Raw genomic sequence first — 13,121 nt, forward strand, 5'->3', positions numbered from 1 at the left:
GCTGGGGCAGGGCCGTACCGCTCAGCGCTACTTCCACTGAGTCGAGACGCCGAAGCCGGCGGCGATGAATCCGAAGCCCACCACGATGTTCCAGTTGCCCAGCGCGTCGACGGGCAGCTTGCCGTCGGTGACGTAGAACACGACGATCCAGGCCAGGCCGATCAGGAACAGGGCCAGCATCACCGGTGCGACCCAGGAGCTGCTGGTCAGTTTGAGATCGGTCGTCTGCTTCGCCGGCGGGGGCGTGTAGTCGGCCTTCTTGCGGATACGTGACTTCGGCACGAGGGTCTCTCCTGTCGATGCGCTGCGTGGCCGCGCAGGGAACTGGGTCGTGCTCGGGGCGGTTGCAAGGGGACTCCGAGCGCTCCCCCGGGCGTCAGTTAGCGTAGTGCTTCCGTGGCGCCGAAGGAGATAAGGGTACGTTGAGCAATTCTGCCGACTCCCCAGGGACGGAAGCCAGCCCTGTCCGCCGACGCGGCTTCCGGCCCGTCCGGATGCTCACCGCGGGCGTGTTCGCCCTCGCGGGTCTCCTCTTCTTCACCAGCTTCAACACGGCGAAGGGCACCAACATCCGCACGGACGACTCCCTGCTGAAACTGTCCGACCTCATTCATGAGCGCAGCCACAAGAACGGCGAGTTGGAGGAGTCCAACGGGGCGCTCCGGGGGGACATCGAGTCCCTCGCCGAGCGTGACGACGGCAGGACCGAGGCGGAGGACGACCAGCTCGCCGACCTGGAGCACCGCGCGGGCACGCAGAAACTCAAGGGCGAGGCCATCACGGTCACGCTCGACGACGCCCCGCCGAACGCCACCGCCAAGCTTCCCGGATATCCCGAGCCGCAGCCCGACTACCTGGTCATCCATCAGCAGGACCTCCAGGCCGTGGTGAACGCGATGTGGCAGGGCGGCGCCGAGGGCATCAAGGTCATGGACCAGCGGCTGATCTCCACCAGTGCGGTGCGCTGTGTGGGCAACACCCTGATCCTCCAGGGCCGCGTCTACTCGCCGCCGTACAAGATCACGGCGGTCGGCGATCCGGAGAAGCTGAAGAACGCGCTCGCGGCCTCCCCGTCGATCCAGAACTACATGGTGTACGTCAACGTCTACGGGCTCGGCTGGAAGGTCGAGGACGAGGGGGCGGTGACCCTGCCCGGCTACTCGGGCACAGTGGACCTGCACTACGCGAAGCCGGTGCGGTAGGGCCCACGGGGCGGGCCCCGGGCCGGACGGACTACGGGAGCGGGGACGCGGGCCGCCGGTGGGCCCCGTCCGTACGAAACCGTTCCCTCGGACATCGAGGTGATCGACCCTGCGCCACGTACTTCCGGATACACGCGTCCCGGCCGCTGTCCGACGCTGACGACGTGCGAACCGGAACGGGGGCACGGTCATCGGCCGACCGTCCGGGCGCATCCGGACTCCACGCAGCCTGTGGAGGCCGGGAAACCGGAGGCGTTGCGCCGTTAGTCTGGTGACGAACGGCGTGGGTCCGGTGCCGTGGTGCGACGGAAGGGACGGCATGTACAGCTGGATCTGGCGGCATCTGCCGGGGAACGGATGGGCGAAGGCGCTCATCTCACTCGTGCTGATCATCGCCGTGGTCTATGTCCTCTTCCAGTACGTCTTCCCCTGGGCCGAGCCGCTGCTGCCCTTCAACGATGTGACGGTGGACAACCAGTGAGCGCGCGCATTCTCGTCGTCGACAACTACGACAGCTTCGTCTTCAACCTGGTCCAGTACCTGTACCAGCTGGGCGCCGAGTGCGAGATCCTGCGCAACGACGAGGTGTCGACGGCGCACGCGCAGGACGACTTCGACGGCGTGCTGCTGTCCCCGGGGCCCGGGACCCCTGAACAGGCCGGTGTCTGCGTGGACATGGTGCGGCACTGCGCGTCGGCCGGAGTGCCCGTCTTCGGCGTCTGCCTCGGTATGCAGGCCATGCAGGTGGCCTACGGCGGTGTGGTGGACCGCGCACCCGAGCTGCTGCACGGGAAGACCTCGCCGGTCGAGCACGGGGGCAAGGGCGTTTTCGCGGGCCTGCCCTCGCCGTTCACGGCGACGCGCTACCACTCCCTGGCGGCCGAGCCGGCCACCGTACCGGCGGAGCTGGAGGTGACGGCCCGGACACCGGACGGCATCGTGATGGGTCTGCGCCACCGTGAACTGCTCGTCGAGGGCGTGCAGTTCCATCCCGAGTCGGTGCTCACCGAGCACGGGCACCGGATGCTCGCCAACTGGCTGGTGGAGTGCGGGGACGACGGGGCGGTGGCGAGATCGGCGGGGCTGGCCCCGGTGGTGGGCAGGTCGTCGGCGTGACCGCGCTGCGCCCCGAGCGCGAGTCCGGTGCCGGATACGGGCAGTCCTTCACGGACGGTTCCTCGTACGGCGCCGGCGGCGAGCAGGGGACCCCGTACGGGCAGCAGCCGTACGGGGGGCCCGGCGCGTACGGGGCGCCCGGCACGTTCGAGGACGGCGGCTGGTACGACACCACTCAGCAGGGCGCCTACTCCTACGGCGGTGCGGGCGCGGTCGGGGGCGGTGCTGCCGGGGCCGACGACAGTACCGCGTATCTGCCGCCCGTCGACGAGGAGACGGTGGCGCTGCGGATCCCCGATCCGCCGGAGCGCACGGAGTACGACGCGGGCACGGGGCCCGCGACGCACGGTTCGCGCGGGGAGTCCTCGGCGGCTTCCGCGGCTCCCGGAGGCCGGGCGGCGCGCAGGAAGGCCGCCAAGAAGCGTCAGGGACGCCGTGGCGGCGCGAATCGGCCCGCCGAGGCCCCGGGCGCGTCCCACGGCCACGACGCGCCACAGGCGCCGCTCTCGCGTGTGGAGGCGCGGCGGCGGGCACGGGAGCGGAAGCCGAGTGCCGCCGTCGTCGCGAGCCGGGGGATTGGCGAGGTGTTCATCACCTGCGGTGTGCTGATGCTGCTGTTCGTCACCTACCAGCTGTGGTGGACGAATGTGCGCGCGCAGGCACAGGCCGGCCAGGAGGCCAGTGACCTCCAGAGCGACTGGGCCAACGGCAAGCGCAGTCCGGGAGCGTTCGAACCGGGCAAGGGTTTCGCGCTGCTGCACATTCCGCGGCTGGACGTGGTCGTGCCGATCGCCGAGGGGATCGACAGCAAGAAGGTGCTCGACCGGGGCATGGTGGGCCACTACGCGGAGGGCGCGCTGAAGACGGCGATGCCCGACGAGAAGGAGGGCAACTTCGGGGTCGCGGGGCACCGCAACACGCACGGGGAGCCGTTCCGGTACATCAACCGGCTGGAGCAGGGCGACCCGATCGTGGTGGAGACGCAGGACACGTACTTCGTCTACAAGATGGAGTCGATCCTGCCGGTGACCTCGCCGAGCAACATCAGCGTGCTCGAACCGATCCCGAAGGGATCGGGCTTCAAGGAACCCGGCCGCTACATCACGCTGACCACCTGCACGCCGGAGTTCACCAGCAAGTACCGCATGATCGTCTGGGGCAAGATGGACGAGGAACGGCCGCGCAGCAAGGGCAAGCCGGATGCGCTCGTCAGTTAAGGGCAGAGGAAACGTGGCAGCGACCGCCGACGACACCGAAGAGCACACCGCCATGCCCGCGTCACCGTCGCCTCCGGCGCGCCGCCGCACGGGGCCGGTCGCGATCGCGGTGAGCGCGCTCGGAGAACTTCTCATCACCGTGGGCCTGCTGCTCGGCCTGTTCGTCGTCTACTCGCTGTGGTGGACGAACGTGCTCGCCGATCGCGCGGCGGACAAGCAGGCGGACAAGGTACGGGACAACTGGGCCCAGGGGCCCGGCGACGGCACCGGCGGTGGCCCCGCCTCCTACGACAGCAAGGACGGGATCGGCTTCCTGCACGTGCCCGCGATGGGCAACGACATCCTGGTCGAGAAGGGCACCACGATGGAGGTGCTCAACGACGGCGTCGCCGGCTACTACACCGACCCGGTGAAGGCGACCCTGCCGACGTCCGGCAAGAAGGGCAACTTCTCGCTGGCCGCGCACCGGGACGGCCACGGGGCCAAGTTCCACGACATCCACAAGATCAAGGAAGGCGACCCGATCGTCTTCGAGACGAAGGACACCTGGTACGTCTACAAGACCTACGCGATCCTTCCCGAGACCTCGAAGTACAACATCGAGGTCCTCTCCAAGGTCCCCGAGGAGTCCGGCCGCAAGAAGGCCGGCCACTACATCACCCTGACGACCTGCACCCCGGTGTACACCAGCACGTACCGCTACATCGTCTGGGGCGAACTGGTCCGCACGGAGAAGGTCGACAAGGACCGGACCCCGCCGGAGGAACTGCGCTGACCGAGGTTCTGCAGGACTTCGGTCCCCTAACATGACGAAGGCCCGAAGCCGCAACTCGCCTTTGCGGCTTCGGACCTTCGTCTCTCGGACCTAGCGCAGTGCCTTCAGCCGTGCTCCGGCGCTCCACGCCTCCAGTTCCTCACGGTTCACGGTGAGGACTCCGCTCAGGTCGGCGATCGCTTGTGCTTCCGGGCTGAAACGGGAAGTGGTGACGAACAGGGCGACGTCGAAGCGTTCGACGGCTCGCGCGGCTCCGGCGAACCTCTGCATGTCCGAGCTCGGCACGGCTCGGTGACCCGCTCGGTTCTTGCACTGGACGGCGACGGTGCGGCCGTCGGCCGTGCGTGCGGTGATGTCGATGCCCCGGTCGGTGTGGGGCTGTCGTACGACGACGTTCCTGCAGTCGTCCCGGCGCAGCAGGTCGGCCACGTGGCGTTCGAGTGCCTGCCAGGTCATGCCCGCGATGGAGTCTTCGCCCCGGGCTGTCGGAGTCCGTCCTTCCAGGCTGCTGATCTGTCGGTGGTGCCGGCACAACACACGCTCGACGTTCTCGATGTCTGCACGGAGTTCGATGAGTTCGCGGCGGTGCTCACCGGATGTGGCGATCAAGGCGTTGAACATCGGCACGACCGTCTTGCCGAGGATGTGGGTGATGCGCCGGTCGATGCGGGCGTCGAGAGAGGTGAAGTCTGCGGGAGCAGGGTTTTCCACAGGCTGTGTGCGGGCCAGGTGCTCCACATCGAGCAGGTACACACGCACCTGACGTGCGACTTCGCTGTCCCGGAGGAGCATGGCGACATTGAGGACGGCGCGGCGGGACCAGATGGCGAGAGCGGAACGAGGCTGTGGGTGGCCATAGGAACTCAGGTTGAGTTCCTTGAAGTTCTGCAGCTCTGAGCCACGCAGCACCCGCATCCCGTTGGACTGGAGCTCTTGGCGGTGGCGGCTGAGCAGGTTGTTGACGACCGTATCGGCCACCTCGAAGTACACCGCCACCATCGCCGTCGTCACATGCATACCGTCCGGCAGCAGCGACAGGGCCTTGACCCTGTCGAGCACGTCCGTGCGGTCCAGCACGCTGCTGCGCAGCGACGGCGATTCCAGCAGGACTGATTCCTTGATCATCGTCTGTCCCTTCGGATCTCGTGATCGGGGCAGAACTCAGCGCGCCACCCCACCCGTTCAACGACCCGTGGCATGCGAAGGCACGAGCGGGGTGGGGACGTGCGTTCAAGGACCGGGTTCCGCTGTGGGTGGGTGAGAGGGGGCTCCGGGGGGCCTGTGGATAACCGGCCAACGGGAGTGACACGTTGTCACTCCCGGATTGCCGCAGGTCAGCGCGTTCAGGACATCACAGAGGGAGGCTCGGGAGCGGGACTGGATCCCACTGGCCCCCTTGGAGGAGGTCAGTTCTGTACATGCCTGTACGCGGGTACGTCAGAGCCCCGGCGCCCTCCGAGAGGGGGCCGGGGCTCCGGGCGTGTTCGGGGCGTTCCGGGAGGTGTCAGTCGTCCCTGTTGCCGCCGGTGAGGCCGCCGAAGAAGCCACCGGGGCCGCCGCCGTTGTTGCCGCCCTGGTCCGGGGTGAACAGGGTGACCGTCGTTCCCTTGTCGACCGGGTTGCCCGGGCCGGGGTCGGCGCGGAAGACGAGGGAGTTGGGATCCTGCGAGCCCTTGATCTCGACCACCAGCCCGATGTCCTGGAGCGCCTTCTGGGCGTCCTTGAGCGGCTGGCCGACGATGTTGGGGACGGCGACCTTCTCGGCCTCCTTGGCCTTGCCGATGACGATCTGCACCGGGGAGTTCTTGTCGACCTGCTGGCCCTTCTGCGGCGTGGTCTCGATGACCTTGCCGACCTGGTTCGGGTCGTCGACCTCCCGCTCGGTGCAGCTGCTCGGCACCAGCTCATTGTCGGTCACCTGCGCCCTGGCCTCGTCGCACGTCCTGCCGAGGACGTCCGGGACGGTCGACCTGGCGACCGCCTTGGCGACGGTGAGGGTGATGGTGGTGCCCTTCTCCACCTCTTCGCCGAGAGGCGGGTCCTGCTGGAGGACGGTGCCCGGGTTCTCCTGGGCCTCCTTCTCCTCCGTCTCCACGACGAACTCGTACTTGTCGCCCTCGAGCTCGGCCTTGGCGTCGTCGATGCTGTCGCCGACGACACTCGGCACCACCACCTTGGGCGCCCCGGTGGACACCACCAGGTTGACGGTGGAATCCTTCTTGACTTCTGTGTTCGGTTCGGGGTCCTGGTCGCAGATCTTGCCCTTGGTCTGGTTCTCGCAGGGCTTGGAGGTGAACTCGAGGAGCAGGTCGGAGTTGGTGGCCAGCTTCTCGGCTTCGGTCTCTGTCTTGCCGAGGAAGTTCGGGACCCGGACGTCGTCGTTGCCCACGCCGCCGTTGCCGCTGAAGATCGAGCGGCCGAGCAGGATCGCGCCGATCAGGACCAGGACGCCCGCCGCGACCAGCAATATCGTCGAGGTGTTGTTCTTCTGCTGCTGGCGGCGCCTGTTGGGGCGGTCGTCGTAGCCGTAGCCGCCGTCGTCCGGGTTCATGGGCGGCAGCATCGAGGTGGCGGCGCCGGCGTCCGTGCGCAGAGCCGTCGTCGCCTGGCCGTCGGGGTAGCCGCCGTAGCCGACCGAGCCCATCGCCGCGGTGGCGGCGACCGGCTGGCCGTCGAGGTAGGCCTCGATGTCGGCGCGCATCTCGTCGGCCGACTGGTAGCGGTAGTCGGGGTCCTTGACGAGCGCCTTCAGCGTGATCGCGTCTATCTCGGGCGTGACCTCGGGGTCGAAGACGCTCGGTGCCTGCGGTTCCTCGCGGACGTGCTGGTAGGCGACCGCGACGGGGGAGTCGCCGACGAACGGGGGACGGACGGTCAGCAGTTCGTAGAGCAGGCAGCCGGTGGAGTAGAGGTCGGAGCGGGCGTCGACCTGCTCGCCTTTGGCCTGCTCGGGCGAGAGGTACTGTGCGGTGCCGATGACCGCGGAGGTCTGGGTCATCGTCATGCCGGAGTCGCCCATCGCGCGGGCGATGCCGAAGTCCATGACCTTGACCTGGCCGTTGCGTGTCAGCATGACGTTCGCCGGCTTGATGTCGCGGTGGACGATGCCGGCCCGGTGCGAGTACTCCAGCGCCTGGAGGATGCCGATGGTCATCTCCAGCGTCCGCTCCGGCAGCAGCTTGCGACCGCTGTGCAGGAGTTCCCGGAGGGTGGAGCCGTCGACGTACTCCATGACGATGTACGGGATGGACACCCCGTCGATGTAGTCCTCGCCCGTGTCGTAGACCGCGACGATCGCGGGATGGTTGAGCGAGGCGGCCGACTGGGCCTCCCGGCGGAACCGGGCCTGGAAGGACGGGTCGCGCGCGAGGTCGGCGCGTAGCGTCTTCACAGCAACGGTGCGGCCGAGGCGGGTGTCATGCGCGAGGTAGACCTCCGCCATGCCACCGCGGCCGAGCACGTGGCCCAGTTCGTACCGGCCGCCGAGGCGACGCGGCTCTTCCATAGCTAACTACCAGCCCTCTCCGTCGGTCCCGGTCGGCACGTTCGTGCGGCCGGAGGCTGCCGTCCGGGCCCTACCGTACCCGGCTCGCTTTGTGTGACCTGGCCAAGTTCCGCAGCCGATACAGGACCGGTACCGCAACGTGCACCGATGTGAAGCGGACGTGACCGGGGTCACTGCTTGCCCTTGAGGACCGCCTCCATCACGCTCTTCGCGATCGGGGCCGCGAGGCCACCTCCGGAGATGTCGCCGCGCACGGCGTCGTCGTCCTCGATGATCACGGCCACGGCCACCGGCGAGCTGCCGTCCTCGCCCTTGGCGTAGGAGATGAACCACGCGTAGGGGTTCTCGCTGTTGTCCACGCCGTGCTGGGCGGTACCCGTCTTGCCGCCGACGGTGACGCCCTCGATCTTCGCGTTGCCGCCGGTGCCCTCGGAGACGACGGTCTCCATCATCGACTGGAGTATCTGGGCGTTCTCCGCCGACATCGGCTCGCTCAGCTTCTCCGGGTCCGTCTTCTCGATGGTGTCGAGGCTCGGGGCCTGGAGTTCGTCGACCATGTACGGCTTCATCAGGGTGCCGTTGTTGGCGATGGCGGCGGTGACCATGGCCATCTGCAGCGGGGTGGCGGCGGTGTTGAACTGGCCGATGGAGGAGAGCGCGGTCTGCGACGGCTCCATGTCGTCGGAGAAGACCGAGGCGCTGGAGCGGACCGGGACGAACTGTTCCTCGGTGAAGCCGAACTTCTTGGCGTACTCGAGCATCGTGTCGTTGCCGAGGTCCGAGCCGATCTTGCCGAAGACGGTGTTGCAGGAGACCCGGAGCGCTTCGCGCAGGGTGGCGTCCTCGCAGGGGATGTCGCCGTCGTTCGGCAGCTCGGTCGTGGTGCCCGGCATGGTCCAGGGCAGCGGGGTGTCGGTCTTCTCGTCCGCGCTCTTGTACAGCCCCTCCTCCAGGGCGGCGGCGGCGGTGAGGACCTTGAAGGTGGAGCCGGGCGGGTAGACCTCGCGCAGTGCCCGGTTCAGCATCGGGTCGTCGGGGTTGTTCTTCTTCTGCAGCTTCTGCCACGCCTCGGCGTCGGAGTTGCCGTCGCCGGCGATCGTGGACGGGTCGTACGACGGGAAGGAGGCCAGCGCCAGGATCTTGCCGGTGGACGGTTCGAGGGCGACGACCGAACCCTTGCCGCCCTGCTTCTTCAGGCCCTGGTAAGCGGCCTTCTGCGCGTCGGCGTTGAGGGTGGTGACGACGTTGCCGCCCTCCTTGTTCTTGCCCGTCAGCATGTCGAGCGTGTTGCGGAAGAACAGGCGGTCGTCGTTTCCGGTGAGGATGCCGTCCTCGATGGACTCCAGCTGGTTGGCGCCGAAGGCCTGCGAGACGAAGCCGGTGACCGGCGCCCACATGGCGCCGTTCTTGTAGGTGCGCTTGTACTTGAAGTCGCCCTTGGTGGTGGTGTGCCCGGTGATCGGCTCGCCGCCGACGATGATGTCGCCGCGCGGGGACGCGTACCGCTCGATGGCGACCCGGCGGTTGTGCTCGTCGGTCCTCAGCTCGTCCGCCTTGACGTACTGCAGCCAGTTGTCGCGGATGAGGAGGGTGAGGATGAGGAGGCCGCAGAAGATCGCGATTCGGCGCAGGGGCTTGTTCACGGGCGGACCACCTGGGTCATCTCGACGTCGGGGTTGGTGGCGGGTGCGGGGGCCGGGCGCCTGGCGGTGTCGCTGATTCTGAGCAGGATGCCGATCAGTGCCCAGTTGGCGATGACGGACGAACCGCCGTACGCCAGGAAGGGCATCGTCATACCGGTCAGCGGAATCAGGCCCATGACGCCGCCGGCGACGACGAAGACCTGGAGTGCGAAGGCACCGGACAGGCCGATGGCGAGCAGCTTGCCGAACGGGTCGCGGGCGGCGAGGGCGGTGCGTACGCCGCGTTCCACGATCAGTGCGTAGAGCAGCAGCAGCGCCATGATGCCGGCCAGGCCCAGTTCCTCGCCGAAGGTGGCGAGGATGAAGTCGGAGTTGGCGGCGAACCGGATGAGGTCGGAGTGGCCCTGGCCCCAGCCGGTGCCGAGGGTGCCGCCGGAGCCGAAGGCCCACAGGGCCTGCATGGCCTGCTCGGAGTGGCCTCCCTGGCCCGCCCGGCTGAGGGTGTACTCCTTCATCGGGTCGAGCCAGGCCTGGACACGCTGCTGGACGTGTGGTTCGAAGCTGGCCACGCCGACGGCGCCGGCGCCGGACATCAGCAGGCCGAAGACGATCCAGCTGGTCCGCTCGGTGGCGACGTACAGCATGATCACGAACATGCCGAAGAACAGGAGCGAGGTGCCGAGGTCGGTCTCGAAGACCAGGATGAGGATCGAGATCGCCCAGACGACGAGGATCGGGCCGAGGTCGCGTCCGCGGGGCAGGTAGAGGCCCATGAAGCGGCGGCTGGCCAGGGCGAGCGCGTCGCGCTTCACCATCAGGTAGCCGGCGAAGAAGATCGCCAGGACGATCTTGGCGAACTCACCGGGCTGGATGGTGAAGCTGCCGATCTTGATCCAGATCTTCGCGCCGTAGATGTTCTGGCCGAGGCCGGGCACCAGCGGCAGCAGGAGCAGGACCAGTGCGCCGAGCATGGAGATGTAGGTGTAGCGCTGCAGGACGCGGTGGTCCTTGAGGAAGATCAGCACCGCGACGAACAGTGCGATGCCCAGGGCGGTGTAGATCAGCTGCCTGGGGGCGGCGGTGCCCGCCTGGTGGATCTGCTGCAGTAGTTCCGACTGGTCCAACCGCCAGATGGCGACGAGCCCGAGTCCGTTGAGCAGGGTGGCCAGCGGCAGCATCAGCGGGTCCGCGTACGGCGCGAACTTCCGTACGACGATGTGGCCGATGCCCGCCAGCAGGCCGAGGCCGAGGCCGTAGCTCAGCAGGCCGGTCGGGACCTCGTTGTTGAGGGCCAGCCCGACGTTGGCGTAGGCGAAGACCGGGATGACGACGGCGAACGCCAGCAGCGCGAGCTCGGTGTTGCGCCGGCTCGGCGCCCCGATCGCGCCGATCGTGGACGTGTGCTGCGCCGATGGGTTGGTAGTACTGCTCATCGTGTGACAGGGCCTCTCACGGCTTGCCTACTGCTTACCGCACAGCGAGACGACCTTCTGCTCTTCCTCCGAGAGGCTGGGGCCGGGGCTGGGAGTAGGTGCGGTCGTGGACTGGGGCGTGGACTTCTGCGGGGCCTCGGTCGAACCCGAGGGGTTCGGCGTCGGCGTGTTGGACGTGAAGGAGGCGGGTGTGGTTCCCGTGGTGCCTCCGGCCTCGCCCTCGCCGGTCTTCGCGTTGCTCTCGCTCTCTGCGGCGCGCCGCTCGGCCTCCTTCCTGCATGCGGAGGCCTGTACCGCGAGTTCGTCGATCTTCGACCGGGCGCCGTGCAGGTCGCCCTCGGCGATGGTCGCCTCGACCAGCTTCCGCTGGTAGGGCGGTAGGTACTTGAGTTCGATCTCGGGGTGGTCCTTCTCGACCCGCGACAGCGAGACCCAGGCCAGGTCCTGGCTGATGCCCTGGTAGAGCGCGACGTGCTCGCCGTTGGTGCCGACGTAGTACTGGGTCTGCGTCCAGCGCCAGCCGCCGTACACGCCGCCGCCGAGGACGGCGAGGGTGAGCAGGCTGTAGAAGGAGCGCTTGATCCACTTTCGGCTCTTGCGGGGCTTGACGAAGTCGTTCTCGTCGTAGCCGAAGCCGTCGGTCTGGATGAAGCCGGTGACGTCCCCGCTGCCGGGCGGACCGAACTCGCCCCCGCCGCCGCCCTGGCCGCGTCGGCGGCCGAGACCGGCGGCGCGGCCGGCCGGGGTCTGCATGGCGCTGCCGTCGTTCGGCTGGTTCTGGTTCTCGGCGACGGCGCCGACCACGACCGGGGTGTCGGAGAGCTGGCCGGCCAGGGTGTCACCGGTGTCGAGGTCGAGGACGTCGGCGACGATCACGGTGATGTTGTCCGGGCCGCCGCCGCGCAGCGCCAGCTCGATCAGGGTCTGCACGGTGTCCTCGGGGCCCTGGTAGCCCGCCAGGGCCTCTTCCAGGGTCTGGTGGGAGACCACACCGGACAGGCCGTCGGAGCAGATCAGGTACCGGTCGCCGGCCCGGACCTCGCGGATGGAGAGGTCGGGTTCGACGTGTTCGCCGCTGCCGAGGGCCCGCATGAGCAGGGACCGCTGGGGGTGGGTGGTCGCCTCCTCCTCGGTGATCCGGCCCTCGTCCACCAGCCGCTGCACCCAGGTGTGGTCCTGGGTGATCTGGGTGAGGACGCCGTCGCGCAGGAGGTAGGCCCGGGAGTCGCCGACGTGCACCATGCCGAGGCGCTGGCCGGTCCACAGCAGGGCGGTCAGGGTGGTGCCCATGCCCTCGAGCTGGGGGTCCTCCTCGACCATCATGCGCAGCTGGTCGTTGGCGCGCTGCACTGCCGCACCGAGGGAGGTGAGCAGGTCGGAGCCGGGAACGTCGTCGTCGAGCGCGACGATGGTGGAGATGGCCTCGGAGGAGGCGACCTCGCCGGCCGCGGCGCCGCCCATGCCGTCGGCGATGGCGAGCAGGCGGGGACCCGCGTAACCGGAGTCCTCGTTGCCCTCCCGGATCATCCCCTTGTGTGATCCGGCGGCGAAGCGCAGGGACAGGCTCATGCGCACCTCGCCCGTCGGCTCCGGGTACAGCCGGTCGTGTCGAGCCACACTGCCCACCCTCCGGTCGGGAGCGCGCCGGGGTCCTGGGTCGGGACCCCCGCCGTGTGCTCGCTCCGCTCGCGTTCTGTCATTGGTGTAGCACTACTTCCGCAGCTCGATGACGGTCTTGCCGATGCGGATCGGCGCACCCGGTCCAATCGGTGTGGGTGTCGTCAGCCGGGACCGGTCCAGGTACGTGCCGTTCGTGGAGCCCAGGTCCTCGACGATCCACTGGCCGTCGCGGTCCGGGTAGATCCTGGCATGGCGGCTGGAGGCGTAGTCGTCGTCCAGCACGATCGTGCTGTCGTGCGCCCGGCCCAGTGTGATGGTCTGGCCCTGGAGCGCGACGGTGGTGCCGGTGAGGGTGCCCTCGGTCACGACCAGCTTGGTGGGGGCGTTGCGGCCGCGGCGGCCGCCCCCGGACTGCTGACGCTGCGGCGGCGGTGCCTGCCGGGCGCTCTGTTGCGGCCGGGTGGCCTCCCGGCGTGCTCCGCGCTGGGTGACCCGCGTACCGAAGAGGTCACTGCGGATGACCTGCACGGCCACGATCACGAACAGCCACAGTACGGCCAGGAAACCCAGCCGCATGACCGTGAGGGTCAGCTCTGACATTGCCCCCGCT

Annotated in this window: 12 protein-coding genes and 1 pseudogene; 6 read left to right on the forward strand and 7 right to left on the reverse strand. The window is 68.5% G+C overall.

What is annotated here, in order from left to right:
- Window positions 1-27: 27 nt before the first annotated feature.
- On the reverse strand, window positions 28-282 hold the full coding sequence (crgA, locus tag AB0I73_RS03515; RefSeq protein ID WP_109376613.1) for a cell division protein CrgA: 255 nt from the start codon (window positions 280-282) through the stop codon (window positions 28-30).
- A gap of 140 nt (window positions 283-422) precedes the next feature.
- Between crgA and AB0I73_RS03520 the strand changes: the two genes are divergently transcribed.
- From AB0I73_RS03520 to AB0I73_RS03545, 6 genes and pseudogenes are all read left to right on the forward strand, one after another.
- Window positions 423-1,202 carry a DUF881 domain-containing protein gene (locus AB0I73_RS03520; RefSeq protein ID WP_363033333.1) on the forward strand — a complete coding sequence of 260 codons (780 nt, stop codon included), beginning with the start codon at window positions 423-425 and terminating at the stop codon, window positions 1,200-1,202.
- A gap of 69 nt (window positions 1,203-1,271) precedes the next feature.
- Window positions 1,272-1,469 (forward strand): annotated as a pseudogene (locus AB0I73_RS03525) (class E sortase); the annotation flags it as partial.
- A gap of 52 nt (window positions 1,470-1,521) precedes the next feature.
- Window positions 1,522-1,683, forward strand: coding sequence for a hypothetical protein (locus tag AB0I73_RS03530; protein ID WP_109376615.1), 162 nt, complete (start codon window positions 1,522-1,524; stop codon window positions 1,681-1,683).
- Window positions 1,680-2,318: an aminodeoxychorismate/anthranilate synthase component II gene (locus tag AB0I73_RS03535; RefSeq protein WP_363033335.1), complete on the forward strand. Its 639-nt coding sequence runs from the start codon at window positions 1,680-1,682 to the stop codon at window positions 2,316-2,318. The genes AB0I73_RS03530 and AB0I73_RS03535 overlap by 4 nt, the downstream gene beginning before the upstream one ends.
- Complete coding sequence (locus AB0I73_RS03540) at window positions 2,315-3,535, forward strand: class E sortase (protein WP_363033337.1); 1,221 nt, start codon at window positions 2,315-2,317, stop codon at window positions 3,533-3,535. Before AB0I73_RS03535 ends, AB0I73_RS03540 begins: the two co-directional genes overlap by 4 nt.
- Window positions 3,536-3,548: 13 nt before the next feature.
- Window positions 3,549-4,310, forward strand: a complete 762-nt coding sequence (locus tag AB0I73_RS03545) for a class E sortase (RefSeq protein ID WP_363033339.1) — start codon at window positions 3,549-3,551, stop codon at window positions 4,308-4,310.
- Between the two features lie 90 nt (window positions 4,311-4,400).
- On the opposite strand, the gene AB0I73_RS03550 is transcribed toward AB0I73_RS03545, so the two are convergent.
- The 6 genes from AB0I73_RS03550 to AB0I73_RS03575 form a co-directional block, all read right to left on the reverse strand.
- Window positions 4,401-5,435, reverse strand: coding sequence for a restriction endonuclease (locus AB0I73_RS03550; RefSeq protein WP_363033341.1), 1,035 nt, complete (start codon window positions 5,433-5,435; stop codon window positions 4,401-4,403).
- Between the two features lie 379 nt (window positions 5,436-5,814).
- Window positions 5,815-7,815 (reverse strand): Stk1 family PASTA domain-containing Ser/Thr kinase, encoded by a 2,001-nt coding sequence (gene pknB, locus AB0I73_RS03555; RefSeq protein ID WP_363033343.1) that lies wholly within the window; start codon window positions 7,813-7,815, stop codon window positions 5,815-5,817.
- Window positions 7,816-7,985: 170 nt separating this feature from the next.
- Window positions 7,986-9,458: a penicillin-binding protein 2 gene (locus AB0I73_RS03560; RefSeq protein WP_363033345.1), complete on the reverse strand. Its 1,473-nt coding sequence runs from the start codon at window positions 9,456-9,458 to the stop codon at window positions 7,986-7,988.
- Window positions 9,455-10,891, reverse strand: a complete 1,437-nt coding sequence (locus tag AB0I73_RS03565) for an FtsW/RodA/SpoVE family cell cycle protein (RefSeq protein ID WP_363033347.1) — start codon at window positions 10,889-10,891, stop codon at window positions 9,455-9,457. Before AB0I73_RS03565 ends, AB0I73_RS03560 begins: the two co-directional genes overlap by 4 nt.
- Before the next feature lie 27 nt (window positions 10,892-10,918).
- Entirely contained in the window at window positions 10,919-12,460 is a 1,542-nt protein-coding gene (locus AB0I73_RS03570) for a Stp1/IreP family PP2C-type Ser/Thr phosphatase (RefSeq protein ID WP_363033560.1), read from the reverse strand.
- A gap of 141 nt (window positions 12,461-12,601) precedes the next feature.
- On the reverse strand, window positions 12,602-13,111 hold the full coding sequence (locus AB0I73_RS03575; protein ID WP_109376622.1) for an FHA domain-containing protein: 510 nt from the start codon (window positions 13,109-13,111) through the stop codon (window positions 12,602-12,604).
- Between the last annotated feature and the right edge of the window lie 10 nt (window positions 13,112-13,121).

Source organism: Streptomyces sp. NPDC050388 (assembly GCF_040655635.1).
Taxonomy (GTDB): Bacteria; Actinomycetota; Actinomycetes; order Streptomycetales; family Streptomycetaceae; genus Streptomyces.